The organism is Achromobacter xylosoxidans A8, from assembly GCF_000165835.1.
Classification (GTDB): domain Bacteria; phylum Pseudomonadota; class Gammaproteobacteria; order Burkholderiales; family Burkholderiaceae_B; genus Achromobacter; species Achromobacter xylosoxidans_B.
In genome coordinates, this window is record NC_014640.1 from 853,881 (window position 1) to 868,709 (window position 14,829).

The window sequence follows — 14,829 nt, forward strand, 5'->3', positions numbered from 1 at the left end:
GCGCCGCCGCAAGAACAAACTGCCCGCAACGTTCCGCGTTGCGGGCTTTTTTTTTCGTCTCGCATGTGCCGATCAGGCGTCGTACAGCACGACCTGTGCCCCGTAGGCCGCGATCTGGGCATCACGCGCAGTCAACGGTGCTTCGTGCGTGGGACGCTTCGCCCATCGGGCATTCGGCCAACGCACGCAGTTGCTGCGCGTCTAGATGATCCAGGGATGCGGTACTCATGCCCGCTCTGCTGGGCGCCTGATCACCGCGCGGCGCGACAGGTTCTGCAGCTGGACCTCAATTTCCTTTTTCAGCCCAGAGCCCAGATATGCGAGCGACGATTCCGAGCGAGCATATCGAGGGTCGCGCTGCGCGCTGAACCAGTTGAATGACCCGACGCAATAGTAGGTGCCGTCCGCGATCACAAGCTTGCTATGCACTCGGTTCACCACCACCGGCTCGACGCCATGTTGGCTTAGCTTCGCCAATTGCTGATCAAAGTCCAGTTGCTTCACTTTTCGCCTGCTGGAATCCTGGTCGTGCGTATTGGAAAAGCCATCCGCATACACCTTCACTTGAACGCCACGCCGGACTGCGTCTGCCATGGCTTCGAGCGCACCGGCTTCCTCCATGCAGCCTGGCCGGATCCAAGGCGTGACGATATGCACCTCCAGCTTGGCATTCTGCAGAACCATCTTTAGGTAGGGATCGTGTTCAGGGGCATCCAGCAATTGCTGCAACGAAGTACCCACTGTTGTCAGGTCCGCTCGGGCTGGTGTTGCGAATTCCAGGGCGTTCGTCCCCTCGGCAAACAGCATATCGGCAAGTAGACCTCGCGGGGTCGTCGATGCCGCCAGGGACAGTACATCCATATCGCCGAACACCAGGAACGCGTCCTTCGCACGCGATACAGCGACGTTCAGCAGGCTGGGGTCCTTGTCGATGAATTGACCGTCCGCGTGCTTGGAGTAGACCGGCGAAAACAGAACTACGGGGCGCGCGGCGCCTTGCAAGGCGTGGACCGTGCCAATTGTCAGTCCATCATCACCCTCAACAGCAATGCCTCTTTGCTGGCAAGCCTGGCGGATGGCGCGAACCTGTCCAGCAAAGGGAGATATGACCCCAACGACTTGACTTAGAGGTTTGCCATAGCGAGCCTCCAGCCGTTCCCGATGCTCAGCAAGCCACGCGGCGATGGTGTCGGCCTCCAGCTGATTGCAGCGGCTGCCGCCATTCCCCTTCACTGCAATGCCATCGATGTGCAGATAGCCCATGGACGGCAATGGCAGCGCCTGCTCCTCCTCGGGCGAGCGCCGCAGCCGCAGCCCTCGCATGGGAATGAGCTTGCCGTGATAGCACAAGCGGTTGCTGTAGCTGATGATTTCGTCGAAGCAACGCCGATGCTCCGACAAGAACATGCCCCGGGCCATATCAGGCGCAGAGTGCCAACGGCTGGCAACCTGCGCGACACGCATTACGCTGCCGGACGCGGCCAACTTGCCCTTGGTGGCAAGCAGCTCGTAGGCCGCCGCCGTATCGCCCGCGCGATCGAGCAGACCTGCCTCGTGCAGATTCCCAACGTCGACCGCGCGGGGAATGGACCAGATAGGCGGAATCTGCAGCGTATCGCCGATGACGAGTCCCTGCCTGGCCAGAGCGAATGATGCGCCGGCTACTTCCGGGAGCACCTGGCCTGCCTCGTCCACGATCAGCAGGTCGGCAAAATCATAGAGGTAGTTGTCAACAAAACCACCTGCCGTGGCCTTGCTTGTCTTCATCTCTGCAGGCAGTCTGAAGCAGGTCATCACCACGCAAGGCGTTAGCATCATTCGGCGCTGCCAGCGCTTTTCCATCGCAGCCCGGCCGTTCTTTCTCTTCTCCGACTGCAGATCGCCCAGAGCAGAAATGGCCGATAGCCAGCGGCCCTCCCAATAGTGAACCGCCAATTGGAAGATCGGAAAGCGCACAGAGCGGTCACTCCAGTTGTCGACATCTGGCAAGGTGGCTTGGTGTACATCTCCCTCGAAGCCCAGCTTGGTCAGTAAATCACGCCACCGAGCCTCCGCGTCCGCCAGATTCTGTACGACGAGACCGTAGTTCATCGTCAGCTTTTGCGCTTCGTCGCGGGCTTTCTTTGTCCGATTGAACAACGCCGTCACGTCGGAGCCGATGTCGTCCAGGGTTCTCCAGCGCTCGGTTGGTGCGTCGCCAGGCCAGTGCTGCAGAATGTGGTACTGCGCTGCGGCCATTCTGGAGCGATGAATTCCAGGCAAGAACCCAAGCAGGCTCTTCAGCCAGTGTTCCTCGGCAAGAAACCGAAGCCAGGCTGCGCGCACCGCTTCTGCCGCGGCAAAATCGTTCTTCGCCTGGTGTAGTCTTAGCTCCATCTCCTGCGGTGAAGCACTGGCAATTTTCACCAACTGTTGCCGAATGGTCTCGCAGTCCGTCCAGGCACTTCCCAGTCTTGCCAGGGAGGCCGCGTGCTCCCCCAGCCGTCGCCGCAGGGCGGCGATGACGCTGTCGACGTCCAAGGATTCGAGTTCAGGCAGGGCCAGATTCGCCGCGTCAAGGTAGTTGACCCGGGCCCGCTCGATGTACTCCTCGGATTCGACAGCTTCGAAGAATTCCTTGAGTTGATATTTGCCAGGAGGGAGCTTTTCCGCGGCCGCCTTCGATGGAAAGTAAGCACCATAGCTCTTGATGTCCGGTAGCCAGCGATCGGCGAACGGGCCACTGCCTTTGGCAAACTCATCTTCGAACGCGTCGAGAATGTTGGTTACCGCCTGGTTGTTGGTCGAAGTTGCCAAGATCACGGGAGGAGCGTCGTCGTTAAGCGCGGCCTTGGCCCAGAGCGTAGCGACAACCGACAGCACCAGGGTCGTCTTGCCGGTGCCAGGCGGCCCGTTCACGGCGAGAATGTCGCCATGCTTCCCAGCCAAGAAATGACTCAGAGCCTCCCTCTGCGACGGTGCCAGCGGGTATTTGTCGCTGGAATGTGCCAAGCGCTCGGCGAACTGCCCGTTGGCCGGAAGGCGCGGCTCGACTTCCAGTTCGCTCTCACTGGCGAACCGCTCGAACAGTGGCACCGTAGGGGCGGAGCTCCGCATATGGTCGTACAGCTGACGTATGTGGTAGCTGAAGCCGCGGATCGATGTCGACTTCTCCCAGAAGCCATAGTCCATCCTCGCGAAATCGGCTTGCCCCGACTCGGGCCAATCGGGGCAGACTTGCCCAAGCAGCGCGTTAGATCCGGCCAGGTAGTCCGTCCACAGCTGAACAAAGGCTTCCTCGTTTGCATCCTCCAAGGCGGCAGGCAGGTCTTCTGCACCAGGAACTCCACTCTCGGTCAGGAACTGATCGAGTTCCGCCAATTCGCCAATGGTGTAGATGTTCTTATCCTGCGGCTCCAGCAGGTCGCGGGGTACGACCGTTCCGGGCAGCGGGAACAGCCGGCCGTCGCGCGCGAGCGCGACTGGGGTGGTCAAGGGGGTCAGGACTTCCGGCAGCCCATCGGATTTGGACACCCCGTGTTCGACCCGCCGCCTGTAGACGAAGGGCCGAATCAGCAACTCGACGGTGACGACATCCTCCGGCTCATCGGCAAAGCAGGTTTTGACAACACTCTCGTCGATCAGCCCAGGTTTGCCATTGCGCCATTGGAAAGGCTCGAGCGCCTCGGCATGGCGCTTGGACAACGCTCCCTTTCCAAGCTCTGCGTCGGACAGCGAGTTTCGCCAGTAGCGGGCATAAGCGGCGGCATGGGCCGGTGTTCTTGTTTGCATCTAACCTCGCTTGAAATCAAAGAGCCGGGTGTGCCAGCGATTCAATGCCTACCTCAGGGCCTGCCTGCCGCCGTTCGGCACGGACAGTGGTCGGGCCCCCGATGAAGCCAGCTTCGCAATATGGTGTTTGCGCCGTAAGGCAGCACTATTGAAGTGCCGTCATCGCCAATATCCGACAAGATCTGCTGTGCTCCTGCTCATGTCATCTATTCAACATCTCGCGTTGCGCGTGCGCAGCACGCCCGCCGGTACAGGAGCTGAGTCATGCCGAATGAGTTTCCATGGTTGATGCACTTCGAAGAAGTTGTTCGTGCCTCGCGAGAGCAATGCGCCGTCATCCGAATAGTGCGACGCAGCGAGACGAATGAATGAAGCATCCATGCTAGTAGTTTCACTTAATTTGGAAAATGAGAACCATCTGATCTACCTATCAGATATTTTCCTGCCTAGCGGTATTCGCTGTTTAGTGCAAAAGCTAAAGATAGGATTGCCGGGCGATTACGGGCTTGCAGTAGCCAGCGTCCGGGGAAACCCGGGTTGTTGCGCCAACTGTATGCACTTTAGTATGCATTTCATTCCCGGCCATCCAACCGAGCGCAGGTGAGCAGGCATGACCCAATCCTCAATCGCAATCCGGCCCGCGGCGCGCACCAAGGAAGCGCAGGCGGAGCTGTATAACGCGGTCAAGGCGATGGCAGTGCGCTTTGACTTCAAACCGGGCGAACGCATCAACGAGGTGGAGTTGGCCCGCAGGCTGAACGTCAGCCGCACGCCGCTGCGCGAAGTCCTGAACCAGCTGATGGTCGAGGGCTTCCTGACCCGCTCGGTCAATCGCGGTTTCATTGCCCGCCTGCTCGACGCCAAGCAGATTCACAGTCTCTACGAGTACCGCGCCGTGCTGGAGGCGGGCATCGTGCGCGCGGCCTGCGAGCGCGCCAGCGACGAAGAGCTGGCCAGCCTGCGGGAGTTCGTCGAGCGGTCCCGCGACCTGCCCGAGGACAGCGACGCCACCCGCCTGCTGGAACTCGATGAGGCTTTCCATCTGACGCTGGCGCGCTACTCGCGCAACGAGGAGTTCGTGCGCGCGCTGGAAAGCGTCAACGCCCGCATCCACTTCGTGCGCTGGATCGACATGCAGCAGGGGCGTCGCAGCCACACGCAGAGCGAGCACCTTCGCATCGTCGAGGCGCTGGAACGGCGCGACATCGCTGCCTTGCCGGACCTGATGGGCGCGCATATCGGCCGCCGCCTGGATCAGATCACCGACGTCATACGCACCGGTTTTTCCACGATCTACATGCGGGACCAGGTCGAACCCGCCACGGCAGCGCCGGCCAACACCATACAAGCAGGGGAAAATCTATGAATCACGGGATCAAGCGCGGACTGGCTGCGCTATGCATGTTGTCCGCCACGGCAGGTGCTTTCGTCACGTCGCCGGCTACCGCCGCAGAGGAACGGCCGCTGATACTGGTCGTGCCGTATCCCCCTGGAGGCAGTACCGACATCCTGGCGCGCATTCTGCAGCCGCGCCTGTCGCAGCAATTGGGCGGCCGCGCGGTGGTGGTCGAAAACCGGCCGGGGGCGGCCAGCCAGATCGCCACCGCCTTCGTGGCGCGCGCCGAACCCGACGGCAACACCTTGCTGGTCAGCTTCGACAACCACGGCATCAATCCCGCCGTGAAGCCCAAGCTGCCCTACGACACGTTCAAGGACTTTGTCGCCATTTCGCAGACGGTGCGCTTCCCGCTGGTGCTGGGCGCCAATCCCAGCGTGCCTGGGGATAACCTGAAGGAATTCCTCGCCGCCGCGGCCAAGCAGCCGCCCAACAAGTTCAACTACGCCTCGACCGGCGTGGGCTCGTTGAACCATTTGGCGCCCGAAGAGCTCAAGCGCCTGTCGAAGGTCGAACTGCTGCATGTGCCGTACGGCGGCGGCGGACCGGCCATCCAGGCGGTGGTGGGCGGACAGGCCAGCATGACCTGGTTGAGCTTCGCCGCCCTGCGCGGCCAGATCCAGGCCGGCAAGATCAAGCCGCTGGCGGTGGCGGGCGACAAGCGCCTGGCCGATCTGCCCAATGTGCCGACGGTGGCGGAATCCGGCTTCCCGGGCTTTGTCGCCTATTCCTGGAGCGGCATGTTTGCGCCCAAGGGCACGCCGGACGCAACGGTAAAAAAGCTGACCGCTGATTTCAAGGCCGTGCTGGCCGATCCGGAAATCCGCAAGAAGGTCACGGACGCGGGCTTCGAGATCGTGGCCTCCGACGGTCCGGCGCTGGACGCCTACGTGAAGTCGGAATACGACCGCTGGAGCGCCTTCATCAAGAGCAGCAACATCAATCTGGACAACTGAACCACGCGCGGCCGGCGGAGTGCCGCCCGGCCGCGGCGCGTGCAACACAAGTGGAGATGACATGGAAAACATGACCGGCGCCGAAGCCATGGTGCGCATGCTGCAGCACAACGGCGTCAAGCACATATTCGGCCTGTGCGGCGATACCAGCCTGCCGTTCTACGACGCGCTGTACCGGCTGGACCACGGCATGCAGCACATCCTGACGCGCGATGAGCGCAGCGCCGGCTACATGGCGGACGCCTATGCCCGCGTGACCGGCAAGGTCGGCGTGTGCGAAGGCCCCAGCGGCGGCGGCGCAACCTATCTGCTGCCCGGCCTGGTGGAGGCCAACGAATCGTCGATCCCGGTGCTGGGCATTACCTCGGACGTGGCGGTGGGCTCGCGCGGCAAGTATCCGCTGACCGAACTGGACCAGGAAGCGCTGTACCGTCCGCTGACCAAATGGAACCGCACCATCGACCGCGCGGATCAGATTCCCGGTATGGTGCGCGCCGCCTTCCGCGCCATGACGACCGGCAAGCCCGGCGCCGCCCATCTGTGCTTTCCGTATGACGTGATGAAGCAGCAGGTGGAGGCGTCCGATGTCTGGGCCCAGCCCGAGCACGGACGGTTCCCGGCCATGCGCTATGCGCCGGATCCGCTGGATGTCGCGCGCGCCGCGCAGCGGCTGGTCAGCGCGCGGGCGCCGGTGATCATCTGCGGCGGCGGCGTGGTCATCGCCGGCGCCAGCGGCGCCTTGCAGGAATTGGCCGAATCGCTCAAGGCCGCGGTCTGCGTGACCGTGAGCGGGCAGGGCAGCCTGGCCGACAACCATCCCTTGAACGCGGGCGTGGTCGGCTCCAACGGCGGTGTGATGGCGACGCGCGACGTGGTGGCCGCGGCCGACGTGGTGCTGTTCGTCGGCTGCCGCGCCGGTTCGACCTCCACCGAGCACTGGCGCTTTCCGAACCGCGACGTGCCCATCCTGCATATCGACATCGATCCCATGGTGATCGGCGCCAACTACCTGACCGAAGTCGGCATGGTGGGCGACGCCAAGCTGGCGCTGGAGGCCCTGGGCGTGGAGGTCGCGGCCCGCCTGGCGCACCGTCCCGCGGATGCCGCCGACGGCGCGGTGCTGGCTGGCCGCGCCAAGGAGGCTCGCCGGGCGCAGCTGGAGCCGCTGGCCCACAGCCTGGACGCACCCATCCGCCCGGAGCGCGTGGTGCAGTCCCTGAACCGCCTGCTGCCGGACGACGCGGTGGTCTGCGCCGACCCCGGCACGCCTTGCCCGTATTTCTCCGCCTACTACGACGTGTCGCGCCCCGGCCGTCATTTCATCACCAACCGCGCGCATGGCGCGCTGGGCTTCTCCATGTCGGCCGCGCTGGGCGCCTGGGTCGGCCGGCCGCAGTCCAAGTGCGTGTCGGTGATGGGCGACGGCAGCTTCGGCTTCACCGTGGGCGAACTGGAAACCATTGTGCGGCACAAGGCGCCGCTGCTGATGGTGGTGTTCTCCAACTCGGTCTATGGCTGGATCAAGGCCAGCCAGAAGGCGGGCTACGACAAGCGCTACTACAGCGTGGACTTCAACCGCACCGACCATGCCCGCATCGCCGAAGCCTATGGCGTCAAGGCCTGGCGCGTGGAGGATCCGGCCAAGCTGGACGCCGCCATCAAGGCGGCAATGGAGCATGACGGCCCGGCGCTGATCGACGTGGTGGCGCAGCCCTTGCAGGATGCGGCGGCGCCGGTCAGCCAGTGGATGGGCTGATACAGCAGTCCTATACTGGTCCGCTTTGGCGGAGTGCTCCGCCAAAGCGCAATGACAGGAGAGTCGGGCATGGATCTGGGGATCGGCGGCAAGACGGCACTGGTATTCGGCGGCAGCCGCGGCATGGGTCGGGCGTGCGCTCTGCAATTGGCACGGGAAGGCGTGGCGGTCACGATAGCCGCCCGCAACCCGGCCACGCTGGAGCAGGCCGCGGCCGAGATATCGCATGAAACCGGAATCGGGGTGGGCTGGGTGTCGGCCGACCTGACGCAGGCGCCGGGCCGGGACGCGGCCATGGCCGCCTGTCCGCATCCCGACATCCTGATCAACAACGCGGACGGCCCGCTGCCGGGCGACTTCCGCAACTGGAGCCATGACGACTGGATCGCCGCGCTGGACGCCATGATGCTGGGCCCCATCGACATGATCCGCCGGGTGGTGGACGGGATGATGGAGCGGCGCTTCGGGCGCATCGTGAACATCGTGTCGCGCAGCGTCAAGGCGCCGCATGCCGAGCTTGGCCTGTCCAATGGCGCGCGTTCGGGCCTGATCGGCTTCGTCAGCGGACTCGCGCGGCAGACCGTGCGCCACAACGTCACCATCAACAACCTGCTGCCCGGCGCCTTCGCCACGGATGCGCAGGTCAGGCACATACAAGGCATGCTGGATCAGTCCGGCGGCAAGAGCTTCGAGCAGCTCTGGGACGAGCGCGGACGCGCGAATCCAGCCGGCCGCTACGGCCAGCCCGAGGAGCTGGGCGCGCTATGCGCCTATGTCTGTTCCGCGCAGGCCGGCTACATGACGGCGCAGAACATCCTGATCGACGGCGGCGGCTACCCCGGGACCTACTGAAGTCCGGCGCCCGGCGGGCGCAAGCTGGACGCGGGCAGGCGGAACAGGCAACATTGGGGCCGATCCAGCCGAGGAAACCCATGGACCAGACGGACATCAAGATACTGGCCTTGCTGCAGAAGGACGCCACCTGTTCGGTCGCCGAAATCGCCGAGCAGGTGCACCTGTCCGTCACGCCCTGCTGGCGCCGCATCCAGAAGCTGAAGGATGACGGCGTCATCGCCCGCAATGCCATCTTGCTGGATCCCTGCGCGCTGGGCCTGAACCTGACGGTCTTCGTGTCCATCAAGACCAGCCAGCACAACGAAAAATGGACCCAGAGCCTGATTAACGCCGTGATGGCCCTGCCCAACGTGGTGGAGTTCCACCGCATGGCGGGTGACGTCGATTATCTGCTCAAGGTCGTGGTCGAGGACATGGCGGCCTATGACCGCTTCTACCGCCGCCTGATCGGTGCCGTGGACCTGCTGGACGTCAGCGCCAGCTTCTCGATGGAAGTCATCAAAAGCACCACCGAATTGCCGCTGGACGCGGTGTAGGCGGGCGCGCGCAATTTTTTTTCCATGGCGGGGGCTGCCGGGGATGCAAATTCCATTCGGCCCGCCGGCCGGCCTCCATCACGCAATTCTTTTGCGCGGGCTACGGCGTAGGATATCCCCACTCCCATTATGGGATGAATCGGGATATCAGAGGACCCTATGTCGTTGGCAGTACCCGCCGGCTGCGCCGGTACGGAAACTTCGCGGCGCGCGCTTTCGGTGGATGACCTGCTGGTCGGCTGGAACGGCGTCGACGATCTGTGGGTGTTCGCCTATGGATCCCTGATATGGCACCCCGGCTTCACCTGGCGCGAGCGCCGGCTGGCGACGGTGCGCGGCTACCACCGGTCCCTGTGTCTGTGGTCGCACGATCATCGCGGTTCGCCCGACAATCCCGGCCTGGTGTTTGGCCTGGACCGCGGCGGCTGCTGCCGCGGCGTGGCTTTCCAGATAGCCGCCTGCGACGTGCCCGCGGTATTCCAGGCGCTATGGCGCCGCGAGATGATCACGGGCGCGTACTCGCCGCGCTGGCTCACCTGCCATACCGAAGCCGCGCCGGTGCGCGGGCTGGTGTTCCTGTTGAACCGGGCTTGCCAGGAGTACGCGGCAGGCCTCAGCGACGATCGTCTGCTGGCGTCGGTGCGCAATGCCGTCGGCCATTCGGGGCCTTGCCTGGACTATGTCGTGGAGACCGAGCGTGCGCTGCGTGCGCACGGCATCGACGACTGGCGCTTGGGCGATCTGGTGCGCAGGCTGGGCCAGGCCTTCTGAGGCCTGCGAGCGCTTCAGAAGCTCCAGCGGCCGAACATGAACAGCACGTTGCCCGCGCCGGCGGAACCCGGGATGTAGGTCGCGTATAGCATCGCGTCCTTGTAGCCCGCGCTCACCAGCGGCAGGATGCCCGGAAACGGCACGTAGCTCATGATGTCGTGGCGCGCCGTCAGGAAGACGGTATAGCCCGCGCCCAGGCGAAAGTTCTCGCTGACCCGCCCGATCTTCAGGAAGCCGTAGCCGGCGATCGGTTCGACCTTGCTATGCGAATCGAGAAAGGCCATGGCGTACAGGCCCTGCCAGTCGCCGTCTTCGTCGTAGATGCTGCGGCCGTAGCCGCCGCCCCAGGCCAGCTCGTTGAAGCTGTCGATCTTCTCTTTGCTGTAGGTGGCCCGGTTGTGCCACGAGTAGCCGGTGAAGTACAGGTCGTTGCCGCCCTCGTTCCAGATCTGGTCAAGGCGGTTGCAGGCCGACTGGGCCCATGAGGGCATGCTGTCACAGGCTTGGGCGGTGGCGGCGAAGGTGGCGAGCAGCAGGCAAAGAATTGCCGCCCGGAATCTTGCAGTCATTGTGGATGCAGAAAGGGTAGAGATGACAATTCCATTACTGTAATGGAACGATCGTTATCTACCCTGTCAGCTAGCTGTCAACCGGGCGCCGCCAGAGGGAAGCCGGTTTTCTTGACCGTTGTATCCGGGCTACAGCAGGAAAATCGTCGCCAGGCCCAGAAAGATGAAGAACCCCAACGAATCGGTGGCAAAGGTCAGGAGCACCGACGAGCCCATCGCCGGATCCTTGCCGAAGCGGGCGCGCACCATCGGCACCAGCACGCCCACCGACGCGCCGACCAGCATATTGCAGATCATGGCGGCCATCATCACCAGCGCGATGGACAGCGAATGCGAAATCGCCCAGGCGAACAATGCGGCGACCAGGCTGCCGCACAGCCCCACCATCAGGGTGACGAGGAGTTCGCGCTTGACCAGCTGCCACAGATTGCGGCCGGTGATCCGCCCCATGGCCAGGGCCCGGATGATCAGGGTCATGGTCTGGTTGCCGGAGTTGCCGCCGATGCCGGCCACGATGGACATCAGGAACGCCAGGATGACGATCTGGCTGACCGTGCCCTCGAACTGGGAGGCCACGAAGGACGCCGTGGCGGCGGTACAGAGGTTGAACAGCAGCCAGGGGGCGCGGTTGCGCAGGGCCGTGGCGACGGGCGCAAAAATGTCTTCTTCCTGCAGGCCGGCGCGCGACAGCGCCTGTTCCTGGGAGTCTTCGCGCATCACGTCCACCACGTCGGCAATGGTGACCCGCCCGATCAGGCGGCCTTGGTCGTCCATGACCGGCGCAGAAACCAGGTCGTAGCGTTCGAAGGCGCCGGCGGCATCGGCGTCGGAATCCAGCGGGTTGAGCGCCAGGAAATCCGAGTTCATGACCGCGCTCACTTCGGTTTCGGGCTCGCTGACCAGCAGCTTGGACAGGGGCAGGATGCCTTGCAGCTTGTCCTGGCGGTCCACCACGAAGATCTGGTCGGTGTGGTCGGGTAGTTCGTGCAGCCGGCGCAGATAGCGCAGCACCACTTCCAGCGTCACGTCCTCGCGCACCCGGACCATCTCGAAGTCCATGATCGCGCCCACGCTGTCTTCTGGATAGCCCATGGCTTCCAGCAGCTGCGCGCGTTCCTCTTCGGTCAGGCCCTTCTGGACTTCCGCCACCACGTCGGGCGGCAAGTCGGGCGCCAGGTCGGCCAGCTCGTCGGCGTCCATGTTGCCGGTGGCGGCAACCAGGTCCTGGCGGTCCATCGCCTCGATCAGCGATTCCCGCACCCAGTCTTCGACTTCCAGCAGCACGTCCGCGTCGTGCTCGGGGCTGACCAGTTTCCAGATGGCCTGCCGTTCGTCCTTGGGCAGCGATTCCAGGATGAAGGCGATGTCGGCCGGATGCAGGCCGTCCAGCAGGGTCTTGAGTTCGGCTTCGTGCTGGCGGTGCACCAGGTCCTCGACCAGCGAGGCCTTGGAGTCGCCTTCTTCCTGGCGATGCACCAGGTCGGCGACCAGTTGCTGGCGGCGCAGGCGTTCCTGCACTTCCGCCAGCGCGTGTTGGGCGTCTTCCGGGTCGAGGCGGCCGGGCGTCGCGGGCGGTTTCTGCGCGGCGGCGGACTGCGTCATGCGTTACGGCTCAAAGAGTAGGAAGGGGACGGCGCCGGCGGGCTTCGTCGGTGGCGACGTAGGTCAGCGTGGCCTCGGTGACCTTGACGATCTCGGCGTCCAGCCGCTGACGCTCCGCGTAGACCTCGACGGACACCGTGACCGAGGTCGTGCCGGTCTTGGTGATGGCTGCGTAGAAACTGAGCAAATCGCCCACGAACACCGGCTCTTTGAACTGGAAGGCATTGACCGCGACGGTGGCCACGCGCCCGGCGGCGCGGCGCGCGGCGGGGATCGATCCGGCGATGTCGACCTGGGACATGATCCAGCCGCCAAAGACGTCCCCGTGGATATTCGCGTCCGCCGGCATCGGCATGACGCGCAACACCGCGTCGCGATCGGCGGGCAAAGTCGTAAACGGGGTTTTGGTGCTGGAGGTCATGCGGCCGACTCCACTGCTAGGGAACCAGCCGATTATGCAGGAAAAACGCGACAGCGGCGTGCATGCGCAAAGCCCGCCGCGCCTCTGGGCGCGGCGGGCCGGGGATCAGGACGCCAGCTTGACGATGCCGTAGCCGCCGACCAGCAGCCAGAGGTACAGGATCAGGCCCAGCGCCATCACCCGGGGACCGGCCTTGCGGATCTGGGCGAAGCGGGTTTCGATGCCCAGCGCGGTCATGGCCATGGTCAGGGCGAAGACGTCCAGGCGGCGGATGGCGGCCACCGCGTCGGCGGGGATGATGTTCAGCGAATTGATGATGGCCAGCACCAGGAAGCCCACCGCGAACCAGGGGATCGGCAGCTTGCCGCCTTTGCCCTGGCCGCCGGCATGCGAGGCGGCGCTGCGCAGATACATGCCCAGGATCAGCAGGACCGGCACCAGCAGGGCCACGCGGGTCATCTTCACGATGGTGGCGACTTCGGTGGTGGCGGGGTCGACGTTGCTGGCCGCGCCGACGACCTGGGCCACTTCATGGATGGTGCCGCCGATATAGATGCCCAGGGCCTGGGTGTCGAAGTTCAGCCAGCCCGCGTGGTAGAGCACCGGGTACAGGAACATGGACAGGGTGCCGAACAGCACCACGGTGGCCACGGCCACCGCGCTCTTGTGGGGAGCGGCCCGCAACGTGGGTTCGAAGGCCAGCACGGCGGCGGCGCCGCAGATGGCGCTGCCGGCGGCCGTCAGCATGGCGGTGTCGCGGTCCAGGCCCAACAGACGCTGGCCCACCACCGTGCCGAGCACCAGGGTGCCCACCACCACCGCCACCGAGACCGCCAGCCCGGGCAGGCCCACGGCGGCGATCTGCTGGATGCTGATGTTCAGGCCGTAGAAGGCCACGGCGATGCGCAGCAGGCGCCGCGCGGTGAAATTCACGCCCGCGCTCCAGTCAGCGGGCATGGTGCCGCGCAGGAAGTTGCCGTAGAGCATGCCGCAGACGATGCCCACGACCAGCGGCGAGAAACCCAGCTGGCGGATGGCGGGCAGGTCCGCGAGCTGCATCACCGCGGCGGCCATCAGGCCGACGAACAGCACGCCGTTGAGCTTGTCGCGCCAGGGTGTGGCGGCGGGAGACGCCGTCGGCGTGGCGGGGAGGGGGACGGCGGTGCTGGTAGATGTACTCATGGCTGGCCTTTTGGGGGAGGCATATCTAAATAACTTCCCGAAATATTAATTTCCCGCCTACTATTTGAAAAATCTTTATTTCAGATATGTAATATCAGGAATTCTGATATTTAGGCGATCATGACTCCCGATCAGCTGCTTACCTTCGCCAGCGTGGCCGATGCCGGCAATATCAGCCGCGCCGCGCAGCTGCTGAACCTGTCCCAGCCCGCCGTCTCCGGCCAGCTACGGATGTTGCAGGAATGGTTCGGCGAACCCCTGTACCGCCGCAGCGGCCACGGCATCGCGCTGACCGAAGCCGGTGAGCGCCTGGCCGAGCAGGCCCGCCAGTTGCGCCAGGTGTACCGGCAGGCGCAGGCGGTGCGCGAATCCTGGCGCGGACTGGAAACCGGCGATCTGCGCCTGGGCGCCAGCACCACCCCCGCCAGCTATCTGCTGCCCAGCCTGGTGGCCGATTTCCGCCATGCCTTTCCGGCGGTCAGCCTGCATCTGTCCGATGGCAACACGCGTGAGATCGTCGAGCGCCTGCCGGCCCTGGATCTGGCGTTCATCGAAGGCGACGTGCCTACGGGCTTGCCCGCGGACACGGCCGTGCATGCCTGGCGCCAGGACGAAGTGGTGGCGGTGGTGCGCGCGGACCACGCGCTGGCGGGAAAAGGGGCGGTGACGCTGCGCGACCTGGCGGCGTCAGCGCTGATCATGCGCGAACCCGGTTCGGGCGTGCGCCGGCTGGTGGAGCGCGCTTTCGCGGACGCCGGCCTGGCGCCGTCGGTGGGCCTGGAGCTGGCCGGCGTGGAGGGGGTGAAGCAGGCGGTGCGGGCCGGACTGGGCGTGGGCTTCGTGTCGGTCATGTCGATGCGGCACGAGGATGGCGCCCTGGCGGCCTTGCGCCTCTTGCCCAGGCCGCTGACGCGGACCCTGAGCATCCTGGTGCCGCATGCCGACGCGGCCGCCCGCGCCGCCGAACGCTTCCTGGCGATGTGCCTGGCGGTCGGGACGGCGGACGGCGTTTGA

At 64.7% G+C, this 14,829-nt stretch carries 12 protein-coding genes; 7 read left to right on the forward strand and 5 right to left on the reverse strand.

Translation table 11 applies throughout. The features are described 5' to 3' along the window. Positions 1-225: 225 nt before the first annotated feature. Positions 226-3,771 (reverse strand): AAA domain-containing protein, encoded by a 3,546-nt coding sequence (locus tag AXYL_RS03985; protein WP_013391538.1) that lies wholly within the window; start codon positions 3,769-3,771, stop codon positions 226-228. Between the two features lie 610 nt (positions 3,772-4,381). Between AXYL_RS03985 and AXYL_RS03990 the strand changes: the two genes are divergently transcribed. The 6 genes from AXYL_RS03990 to AXYL_RS04015 all read left to right on the forward strand — a co-directional run bounded on the left by AXYL_RS03990 (position 4,382) and on the right by AXYL_RS04015 (position 10,041). Then, positions 4,382-5,137, forward strand: a complete 756-nt coding sequence (locus tag AXYL_RS03990) for a GntR family transcriptional regulator (RefSeq protein WP_013391539.1) — start codon at positions 4,382-4,384, stop codon at positions 5,135-5,137. Beyond that, a complete protein-coding gene (locus AXYL_RS03995) occupies positions 5,134-6,123 on the forward strand; it encodes a tripartite tricarboxylate transporter substrate binding protein (protein ID WP_013391540.1) in 990 nt (329 codons plus the stop codon). The genes AXYL_RS03990 and AXYL_RS03995 overlap by 4 nt, the downstream gene beginning before the upstream one ends. A 61-nt stretch (positions 6,124-6,184) precedes the next feature. Beyond that, positions 6,185-7,879 (forward strand): thiamine pyrophosphate-binding protein, encoded by a 1,695-nt coding sequence (locus AXYL_RS04000; RefSeq protein ID WP_013391541.1) that lies wholly within the window; start codon positions 6,185-6,187, stop codon positions 7,877-7,879. A 69-nt stretch (positions 7,880-7,948) separates the two neighbouring features. Then, positions 7,949-8,731, forward strand: a complete 783-nt coding sequence (locus AXYL_RS04005; protein ID WP_013391542.1) for an SDR family NAD(P)-dependent oxidoreductase — start codon at positions 7,949-7,951, stop codon at positions 8,729-8,731. An 80-nt stretch (positions 8,732-8,811) separates the two neighbouring features. Continuing rightward, a complete protein-coding gene (locus AXYL_RS04010) occupies positions 8,812-9,270 on the forward strand; it encodes an Lrp/AsnC family transcriptional regulator (RefSeq protein WP_013391543.1) in 459 nt (152 codons plus the stop codon). Between the two features lie 159 nt (positions 9,271-9,429). Next, entirely contained in the window at positions 9,430-10,041 is a 612-nt protein-coding gene (locus AXYL_RS04015; protein ID WP_013391544.1) for a gamma-glutamylcyclotransferase, read from the forward strand. Between the two features lie 14 nt (positions 10,042-10,055). On the opposite strand, the gene pagP is transcribed toward AXYL_RS04015, so the two are convergent. The 4 genes from pagP to AXYL_RS04035 all read right to left on the reverse strand — a co-directional run bounded on the left by pagP (position 10,056) and on the right by AXYL_RS04035 (position 13,815). Beyond that, positions 10,056-10,610: a lipid IV(A) palmitoyltransferase PagP gene (pagP, locus tag AXYL_RS04020; protein WP_013391545.1), complete on the reverse strand. Its 555-nt coding sequence runs from the start codon at positions 10,608-10,610 to the stop codon at positions 10,056-10,058. Between the two features lie 129 nt (positions 10,611-10,739). After that, complete coding sequence (mgtE, locus tag AXYL_RS04025; RefSeq protein WP_013391546.1) at positions 10,740-12,212, reverse strand: magnesium transporter; 1,473 nt, start codon at positions 12,210-12,212, stop codon at positions 10,740-10,742. Between the two features lie 10 nt (positions 12,213-12,222). Further along, a complete protein-coding gene (locus AXYL_RS04030; protein WP_013391547.1) occupies positions 12,223-12,633 on the reverse strand; it encodes an acyl-CoA thioesterase in 411 nt (136 codons plus the stop codon). Positions 12,634-12,738: 105 nt separating this feature from the next. After that, positions 12,739-13,815, reverse strand: coding sequence for a YeiH family protein (locus AXYL_RS04035; RefSeq protein ID WP_013391548.1), 1,077 nt, complete (start codon positions 13,813-13,815; stop codon positions 12,739-12,741). Positions 13,816-13,935: 120 nt separating this feature from the next. Between AXYL_RS04035 and AXYL_RS04040 the strand changes: the two genes are divergently transcribed. Next, positions 13,936-14,829 carry a LysR family transcriptional regulator gene (locus tag AXYL_RS04040; RefSeq protein ID WP_013391549.1) on the forward strand — a complete coding sequence of 298 codons (894 nt, stop codon included), beginning with the start codon at positions 13,936-13,938 and terminating at the stop codon, positions 14,827-14,829.

Excerpts from the sequence above, each read along its gene's own strand:
- AXYL_RS03985 (WP_013391538.1), bottom strand. The coding sequence starts at position 3,771 with ATGCAAACAAGAACACCGGCCCATGCCGCCGCTTATGCCCGCTACTGG.
- AXYL_RS03990 (WP_013391539.1), top strand. The coding sequence starts at position 4,382 with ATGACCCAATCCTCAATCGCAATCCGGCCCGCGGCGCGCACCAAGGAA.
- AXYL_RS03995 (WP_013391540.1), top strand. The coding sequence starts at position 5,134 with ATGAATCACGGGATCAAGCGCGGACTGGCTGCGCTATGCATGTTGTCC.
- AXYL_RS04000 (WP_013391541.1), top strand. The coding sequence starts at position 6,185 with ATGGAAAACATGACCGGCGCCGAAGCCATGGTGCGCATGCTGCAGCAC.
- AXYL_RS04005 (WP_013391542.1), top strand. The coding sequence starts at position 7,949 with ATGGATCTGGGGATCGGCGGCAAGACGGCACTGGTATTCGGCGGCAGC.
- AXYL_RS04010 (WP_013391543.1), top strand. The coding sequence starts at position 8,812 with ATGGACCAGACGGACATCAAGATACTGGCCTTGCTGCAGAAGGACGCC.
- AXYL_RS04015 (WP_013391544.1), top strand. The coding sequence starts at position 9,430 with ATGTCGTTGGCAGTACCCGCCGGCTGCGCCGGTACGGAAACTTCGCGG.
- pagP (WP_013391545.1), bottom strand. The coding sequence starts at position 10,610 with ATGACTGCAAGATTCCGGGCGGCAATTCTTTGCCTGCTGCTCGCCACC.
- mgtE (WP_013391546.1), bottom strand. The coding sequence starts at position 12,212 with ATGACGCAGTCCGCCGCCGCGCAGAAACCGCCCGCGACGCCCGGCCGC.
- AXYL_RS04030 (WP_013391547.1), bottom strand. The coding sequence starts at position 12,633 with ATGACCTCCAGCACCAAAACCCCGTTTACGACTTTGCCCGCCGATCGC.
- AXYL_RS04035 (WP_013391548.1), bottom strand. The coding sequence starts at position 13,815 with ATGAGTACATCTACCAGCACCGCCGTCCCCCTCCCCGCCACGCCGACG.
- AXYL_RS04040 (WP_013391549.1), top strand. The coding sequence starts at position 13,936 with ATGACTCCCGATCAGCTGCTTACCTTCGCCAGCGTGGCCGATGCCGGC.